Raw genomic sequence first — 7986 nt, 5'->3', positions numbered from 1 at the left:
CGCCAATTGCGGAAATATGTATATACAGTTTGCCATGGGGGAAAGTCTCCGGGTAAGTTTCGCCATGTACATCCTTGAGTTAATACATAAAAGATGGCATTAAGTACGCACCAAATATCTACTTCTCGTTTTCTACCACCAGTTTTAGCTCCTGGAATTAAAGGTTCTATTAGTTCCCACTGTTCTTTAGTTAGGTTGCTGGAGTATACTTTACTCATTGCTCTCTACGGTTCTGTATTTTTAGTATTTACAGATTATACCCTGAGAGCTTTTTTTACTCAACTTCTAACTTTTCAAACACCCTCTGAGTCAGACAATATGTGGACATCTAACACCCGGATTAAAGGATTGTTGAATTATTGACAATATTCCCAATAATCATGAGAATAGACCCCTGTTTATTGATAAAAATCTTTTTTGCCAAAATCCCATACAAATAACTTATATTATCCTCTCAATGTAGGTACAAATAATTGGCATTTAATAAATCTTCGATCGCACTGGCTTGAGTTGGTAATGCGGCGGTTAAAACTTCACTCCCTGATTCTGTAACTAAGACATCATCTTCTATGCGCATACCTCGCACATCTGCAAATTGTTCTAAACGTTCCCAATTGACTAAATATTGATATTGAGACCGAGTTTTTGGATCATTTAAAATTGCCGGAACTTGATAAAATCCTGGTTCAATTGTGACTAACATTCCTGGACGTAAGGGACGATTTAATCGTAAATAACTTAAACCAAAACGGCTACTTCTGCTTCTGCCCTGATCATAACCGGCGATGTCTCCCAAATCTTCCATATCATGAACATCTAAACCTAAAAGATGTCCAATTCCGTGGGGAAAAAATAAAGCATGAAGATCCATTTTTACCAAATCTTCTGGTTTACCTTGCAAAATTCCTAAATTTACTAAACCTTCGGCAATTATAGTGGCTGCCAACAGATGAATTTCTGCATATTCTACACCAGGAGCGATGTTTTGAATGCAAGCATCATGGGCAGCTAAAACAATATCATAAATGTCTTTTTGGGTTGATGAAAACTTACCAGAAACAGGCCAGGTGCGGGTAATATCAGCCGCCCAACCTGTCTGGGTTTCCGCACCCACGTCGGCTAAAAGTAAATCTCCTGGTTGCAGAGAGTGGTAATAATGATTATTGTGTAAAACTTCACCATGAACTGTAACAATACTGGTGTAAGCAGTGGTCATGTTCTGAGCCATAATTACTGCTTCCATTGCGGCGCGGACTTCTGATTCTTGTTTAGCTGAAGATGTTGCTGCCATTCCTGCCTTGTGTGCTGTTACACTCACGACCGCTGCTTTACGTAATTCTATCAATGCTGCTGCATCATGGGTAAGCCGCAGAGAAACAATGGCTTTCGCTAGTTCTAAATCAATGCCTTCCAGTTGAGTTTTTGGTAAAATGAATCTATCTAAAAGTTGGGTTTGCTGTGTCCAAGTAGTTGCATCTTGTACTGGCAAGGTCGCCACGTCTTCTAAGTAATTTGCTAATTCTGCCATTGTTTTGGCTTCATCCGCGCCTATTTTGGCAGCGATTTCTTCACGATTTGGGGTTTCTCCATGCCAGAGGGCGCTACTGGGGTGGGGGTCATCTATAAATAGTTGTAGCTTGCCACTTTCTAGGCGAATGGCGGCATTTTGGAGAGGAATTCCGGCGAAATAAAGGAAATGGCTATTGGCGCGGTGGGGGAAGGTATTGGCTGGGAAGTTGCGGGAACTGCTACTACCTGACCAGAGAACGGCGGGTAAGTCTATGATTTCTGCGAGTTTTTGGCGACGATGACGGAGAATTTCTGGGAGGTTTGTGTGCATAGGAGAATTAGATTTGGGTTTCGTGCAAAGACGCAAAGAAGCAAAGGCGCAAAGAGGTAGATTAAATTAGCTTTTGATCTAATACCAATTTTGTTTGAGGCTATATGAAATTCATGAATTTATCCGTCTTTATCTGCGTTTATCTGCGTTCATCTGCGGTTAATTATTCTGGAAATTTAAATTATGTGATTACTTCAAAGGAATGAATTTCTAAAACAGAACCAATCATTGCTGCTGTCATTAAGTCTTCTCGGACTTTTCCAGTGATTTTGGCTTTTTGTCCGGCTTTTAGTAAGGTTTTATCGGCACTTTTGGGTATTTCGTAGGTAACACCATCTTCGGTTACGAAAGCCCAAGCACCAAGTCCAATATTTCGACGTTCGATAGTACCAGTGGTTGTAATAGTCATTTGTTAGTTGTTAAGTAGTCGGACAAAATTAAATTCACTCGTTGAGAGAGGGAACTCTTAACTGGGAACAGGGAACAGAAAAATCAATTGTTTCAGAGGGAACAGGGAACGGGCAACAGGGAACAGGAAAAACTCATAGATAAGAGGGAATATATAAAACTTTTTTCCCAATTACCCATTACCAATTACCCATTACCTAATTAAGCTATTTGTTGGTCTTTTTTTAATGCTAACCGGGTTAGTCCGTAGCAAAGTAAAGCATTGACGAGGAGGAAGATTCTGGCTAGGTTGCTATTTCCTAAACCCCAAACGGCAGGATCATAAATGGCACTAACTGTGAGGAAAGCTGTTATTCCTAAAGTTACACCAATGGCAAACCATTTCCCAGTGGGATGTCCTAAGAATAAGGCTATTAACAGAAAGGGAATTAAGACGCTGGCAAAAAGCGGATTTAGTGCGTCTGTTCCCTGTAAGGTGTTGCCTAATTCGGGAATGGAACTACCTAAAATTCGGAAAGGCCATTGGGGAAGATCAAAGATATACAATCCTTTGAGGAAGAATAAACCAGAACTGCCGAAAATTAAACCGCCAGATAGAGACCAACTCCAAGCGAAGGGGAAGTAGGTTCGTAAAAACCAAGCCAGGAGATAAGAACCTACTACCATGAATATTTTAGGGACTAATGCGATCGCTCCGCCATCTATCCAAAAGCCAGGATTTAGATAGCCTTGTTCTCGCAACCACCGGAAAAAGTCGGGAACACTAATGATACCGTCGCTGGCTAGTTTAACTGCTGCTTCGGCGTTGAGTTGTCCAGCCCCATAATAGTTCAAACCGTCGTCTTGAATGACTCTGGCTGACTGTTGGAGAACTTGCAAAATTTCGTCGGGTTCTTTGATTCCCAAGGCTTTGATTAGTGCCGCTACCCCCGCAACGTGGGGAGAAGCCATACTTGTGCCTTGGAGTCCGAGAAATACGCCTTCACCTTGTTCATTGATAGTTTCTTGGAGAATTGTCCCGGTTTCACTCCCTCCAGGGGCAGAAATATCTACACCTGCACCATAGTTAGAATAGGATGCTCTTTCACCGTCGGGTCCAAAGGCGGAAACACCGATAACATGATCATAACGGGCGGGATAGCTCACGCCGTTGGTGTCTTCATTGCCGGCGGCGGCGATAATGGTTACACCTTTGTTGTGGGCGTATTTAATGGCATCTTCCATGAGTTGGCTGGCACCACCACCACCTAAGCTCATGTTAATGATGTCTGCGCCGTTATCAGCCGCAAATTTGATGGCTTCGGCAATGTCGGCTACTGTTCCTGAACCGTCGGCATTTAAGACTTTTAAGGGCATCAGACTGGCTTCATAAGCCACTCCAGCGACACCATAGGCGTTATTGGTGGCTTGGGCGACTGTGCCGGCGACGTGAGTTCCATGTCCGTTATCGTCTTTGGCTGCTTCTGTATCGTTAACAAAATCGTAGCCTTTGACAAATTTGGTTTCATATAAGTCGCGGACTTTGGTAATGCCTGTATCAATGACGGCGATGGTAATGCCACCACCTTTACTCCGTGTCCAAGCCGCTTCTATACCGATTTTGTGTAAGTTCCACTGTTTGCTGTAATACTGGTCATTAGGACCAATTAAGGAAGAATTTGGTTCTTCGTTTTGAGGTGCTAACAGTTCTCCTAACCAAGTGGCTTTTCCTTCGGGAACGATTTTATAAATGTAATTTGGTTCAATAAATTCTGTAACTTTGGCAAAGGGAGATTTCCGTAAATCTGTGAGTCGTTGGCGATCGCCTTTGATAAAATATACATGATCTGTCGCTGAATATTTATTATCCAATTGGGGGGTAACATGATATTGCCTGGCGATCGCTTGTAAGTCCTTCTCAATCAAACTTTCTGCCACATCTTCCCGAAAATCTAGCAAAATTGTCTCAAACTCACCTTTGGTTGCTAGTCCCTGAAAATTCAGAAACCCAAATACAGCCGCAGTCAGTCCAATCACAAACAAGCACAATAATATAAGTTTTTTCATCACCGCTTCTTGTCAGTTTGCTCACTACCATAACTCATATAGTAGGTAACAGGGAATAGAGAATAATTATCAAGATGGTTATTTTTCTACAAAATAGTTAAATTGCTAAGTAGGTGAACACAATAAAACCAAACTGTGTAAAGAAACGTAAAATCGCTGAAAACTTCTTTATTCTTGCCTCTTGCCTTGCTATAACGACAATTTTCAACGCTAACCTATTTATATTGTAAAATAGTATTTGGTGGATTTTAGAAAAAATTCCATCTTCTTACCTATTTTCTCATGAAATTAACGACGCTCCTCTCACAGAGGCATTACGAATTATTATGGAACGTGGTCTTTTCTGGTTGCCTTTGTTAGTAGCATTTTTCTGGTTAGCTTGGCAAGGTTCACAGGAATTTAAAAAACTTCAAGCTTATCAAATTTGGGCAGAACAATTTGAACGGACGAAATATGATATTTATGCAGTATTAGCTCAAAAAGGCAATGATATCACTTGGGGAAAACCGACCACAAAAGGACCCATTGAATTAGAAACTTTTTCCTTATTGGACGTTCAAGAAATCCGCTTTTTAGTCAATGATCATGTAGTAGATATAGAAAATCCTCCCCAAAAAGGTCGCAAAATCGAATTAGACTTTTTATTAACTACTCCTAAATCAATTCGTGTTCCGTTTACAGAAGTTCCCCTAGCCGCAGAATGGGGTAAATTTTTGCAAAGGACATTGCAGAATTTACAGATAGGAACAGCTTACAACAGGAGTCAGGAGTCAGGAGTCAGGAGTCAGGAATAAAACTGTCTTTGTGTATAGGTTTCAACAGAGATTTTGTACCTCTTAACCACGCAACCGCCTGTAGGGGCGGGGTTTCCCCGCCCTCAGTTGTATTTATTCAGCGAAACGAATTTTCAGATAATCATCTTCCATTTTCGCTCCCGCTGGTTGCAGCGCAGCTAAAGCTTGAGGTAATACTAAATTACGGCGATGATTGCCAATAGTAATATTTAACTCATCTCCGGTTTTACTTAATTGCACTTGGCTTTTGGGAATATTCGGTAAATAGAGTTCTAAACTGTATTGGTTATTCTCTTGGACAACTCTGAGAGTAGTTTCTTTATAATAAACCTGAGTTGGATCTTCATCTTTGTAAAGAGTTTCTTTCAATCTTTCCAAAGCTGCCAAACCACACAATTCTTCAGAGTATAGAGGTACTTCTTTCACTGGCAAAGGTAAGAAATTATCATGAATTTCTTGACGATATTGTTCTTGATTTTCCTTCCACCTTTGGAAAAATGGATCTGTCACCTCTTGAGGAATAATCCGGTTAGCAATCACTAAATCTGTTGCTACATTATACAAACTCAAATAGGCATGAGCGCGAAGAGATTCTTTAATTACCATCTTTTCAGGATTGGTTACTAGACGCACAGAAGTTTGAGTATTGTCAGTTAAAACCTTTTCCAAAGCTTCGATTTGCTCATAAAATTCATAGGGTGCGTCCATTACTTCCTTATCCGGTAAAGAAAAACCAGCAATAGGTTTAAAAAGAGGTTCTACTAGTGGTCTAAGGGCAACGGAAATATTTTGAAACGGTTTGTAGAAACGACGCATATACCAACCGCCAACTTCAGGCAAACTTAACAGCCGTAATGCAGTACCAGTAGGGGCAGAGTCAATAATTAAAACATCATATTCTCCGTCATCATAATGACGTTTCATTCTCACCAGTCCGAAAATTTCATCCATACCCGGTAAGATTGCTAATTCTTCCGCTTGTATGCCGTCCAAACCCCTGGCTTGTAAAACTTGGGTAATGTAGCGTTTCACAGCCCCCCAATTACCTTCTAATTCTTGCAGGGCATCTAATTCTGCCCCCCACAAATTAGGACGAACGAGACGGGCATCATGGCCTAATTCTACGTCAAAGCTGTCTGCAAGGGAATGGGCGGGGTCTGTACTTAAAACTAATGTCCGATAGCCGAGTTCCGCACAACGGAGTCCAGTGGCTGCGGCAACGGAGGTTTTACCCACGCCACCTTTCCCTGTCATTAAAATTACTCGCATCAATTATTCCTTATGCCTGGATTTTATTTACATTTATTTACATTATGATGGTTTTTTCCCAGAAATGAAATGCTGCTTAATTACATCCAAGCGAGAACAGTACCAATAATCAATATGGGAAACAATTAAACCCTGGGCATTCAGACGTAATTCACTCCAACCAGAAACGGAAATATGGGGTTTCCAGGGTAATGGTGAGTTCCAACTCATTGTCCATTCAGTTTTAATAATTTCTTCGTGAGATTGGATGTGATGTAAATCTAGTTTGAGATTGAAGAAAAAAGTTTGAATGAATTTAATCATCCATTTATAAAGTTCAAGTCCCCGAAACTTGAAAACAGCATCTTGAAAATAAACATCGTCGGCATAAATGCTGTAAGTTTGATTTTCAGGAAATCTAGCATAATCGGCTTTGAGGGTTTCAATAATATTCATAAATTAACAGGAGTCAGGAGTCAGGAGAAAGAAGGAGTCAGGAGTTAGAATAGAATGAATTCTTCTTTATTACTGATTTACAAAATTACCAAGTACAGTTTGTAGCTTGACTCTGGCACAATCTCTTTCTTCTAGAGGTAAACAGGATAAAGCAAATTCAAACTCATCTATCTTTTCAGTTAAGGCATTGACTAATTCTTGTTTACCTTCTTGTAGGCTAAGTTCGGATTTGCCTAGATCAATTTCTATGGATTCTAAAGATCCTAAAGTTCCTAAAATTAAACTATTTTTGCCATTTTGTTCTAAATCAAGTTGATCTTCTAATTCAGGGTTAATCATTTTTGATTTAGTAATTTCTAAAATCTCTTCAGTTGTACATTCTAAATCAGTTTGGGCTGCTCTTAATAGTTGTGCTGCTTCTTTCAGCTTTTCATTTGCTAGTTCTTCCATAATTTTTTTCTTCTCTAAAAGTAAAGATAATTCTTTTTGAGAATCTAATAATTCTTGTTGCTGTTCGGCGATTTTAGCGGTTTGGTTTTTGATTTGATTTTGAATTTGTGCAAGTGTTATCATCAGGATTCCTTAAAGATTAATCGAGTATGTTTTGTGCATTTTTTCTCTTGTTGCTGTTTGTTATTTATTCACCGGTTAGAGATTTTTGATCATCTTTCCCTCATCAGGAATTTGGTATATTGCGCTGTCGCTAACACACCCTACGGATCTTTTTAATCATCAAACCGGATGTCTATATTTGTTTCATAAGGGATAGAGCCTGAAAGCCACGTTGAAACAAGAGGTGCTTATGAGGCTTGAGCTTGATTAAGTTTAGAGCTAAATCAGCCCATAATTCCATGCCATAAATTCATAGTTGTCCGTAGAGCATTTGTCACAAGTTAAGAAGAAGTCCTGAACAATTTTTCTTCCAAACTCCTTGAAAATATCGAGTCACATTTTTATTTTTCACTCTGATATTTTTCAGTATTTATACTTATTTACATAATTGCTTCTATCTTAACTTGTGACCAATGCTCAGGTACTTAATAACCAAAACAAAAACCGCCTCTAAGTAAATAGAGGAGGCATTGTTGGATGAAAAAATAAACCTGGCATCGAGCTATTTTCACGTGGGGCTACCCCCAAACTATCGTCGCCGCAGCAGCGTTTCACCTCTGAGTTCGGGAAGGGATCAGTGTG

Annotated in this window: 8 protein-coding genes; 1 reads left to right on the top strand and 7 read right to left on the bottom strand. The window is 39.9% G+C overall.

The window, feature by feature from the left end; genetic code table 11:
- The 4 genes from IQ226_RS23865 to IQ226_RS23850 form a co-directional block, all read right to left on the bottom strand.
- Positions 1–218, bottom strand: a 218-nt coding sequence (locus tag IQ226_RS23865; RefSeq protein WP_193899320.1) for a transposase, incomplete at its 3' end; no start/stop codon positions are given.
- 236 nt (positions 219–454) lie between these two features.
- The gene (locus IQ226_RS23860) at positions 455–1840 is read right to left on the bottom strand and encodes an aminopeptidase P family protein (protein ID WP_193899531.1); all 1386 of its coding nucleotides are present in this window, start codon (positions 1838–1840) and stop codon (positions 455–457) included.
- A 181-nt stretch (positions 1841–2021) separates the two neighbouring features.
- Positions 2022–2249 carry a hypothetical protein gene (locus IQ226_RS23855; RefSeq protein WP_027400881.1) on the bottom strand — a complete coding sequence of 76 codons (228 nt, stop codon included), beginning with the start codon at positions 2247–2249 and terminating at the stop codon, positions 2022–2024.
- A 200-nt stretch (positions 2250–2449) separates the two neighbouring features.
- Positions 2450–4294, bottom strand: a complete 1845-nt coding sequence (locus IQ226_RS23850) for a S8 family peptidase (RefSeq protein WP_193899529.1) — start codon at positions 4292–4294, stop codon at positions 2450–2452.
- Between the two features lie 326 nt (positions 4295–4620).
- Between IQ226_RS23850 and IQ226_RS23845 the strand changes: the two genes are divergently transcribed.
- A complete protein-coding gene (locus IQ226_RS23845; RefSeq protein ID WP_193899527.1) occupies positions 4621–5088 on the top strand; it encodes a hypothetical protein in 468 nt (155 codons plus the stop codon).
- Positions 5089–5181: 93 nt separating this feature from the next.
- Here the strand turns inward: IQ226_RS23845 and IQ226_RS23840 are convergent, their stop codons facing one another.
- The 3 genes from IQ226_RS23840 to IQ226_RS23830 all read right to left on the bottom strand — a co-directional run bounded on the left by IQ226_RS23840 (position 5182) and on the right by IQ226_RS23830 (position 7365).
- Positions 5182–6357, bottom strand: coding sequence for a TRC40/GET3/ArsA family transport-energizing ATPase (locus IQ226_RS23840; protein ID WP_193899525.1), 1176 nt, complete (start codon positions 6355–6357; stop codon positions 5182–5184).
- A 42-nt stretch (positions 6358–6399) separates the two neighbouring features.
- Complete coding sequence (locus IQ226_RS23835; protein WP_193899523.1) at positions 6400–6792, bottom strand: DUF2358 domain-containing protein; 393 nt, start codon at positions 6790–6792, stop codon at positions 6400–6402.
- 69 nt (positions 6793–6861) lie between these two features.
- The gene (locus tag IQ226_RS23830; protein WP_193899521.1) at positions 6862–7365 is read right to left on the bottom strand and encodes a hypothetical protein; all 504 of its coding nucleotides are present in this window, start codon (positions 7363–7365) and stop codon (positions 6862–6864) included.
- Between the last annotated feature and the right edge of the window lie 621 nt (positions 7366–7986).

Origin of the sequence: Dolichospermum sp. LEGE 00240 (assembly GCF_015207875.1) — a bacterium.
In the GTDB taxonomy this organism is placed as follows: Bacteria; Cyanobacteriota; Cyanobacteriia; order Cyanobacteriales; family Nostocaceae; genus Dolichospermum; species Dolichospermum gracile.
This window is presented reverse-complemented; position numbering and strand designations above follow the sequence as displayed.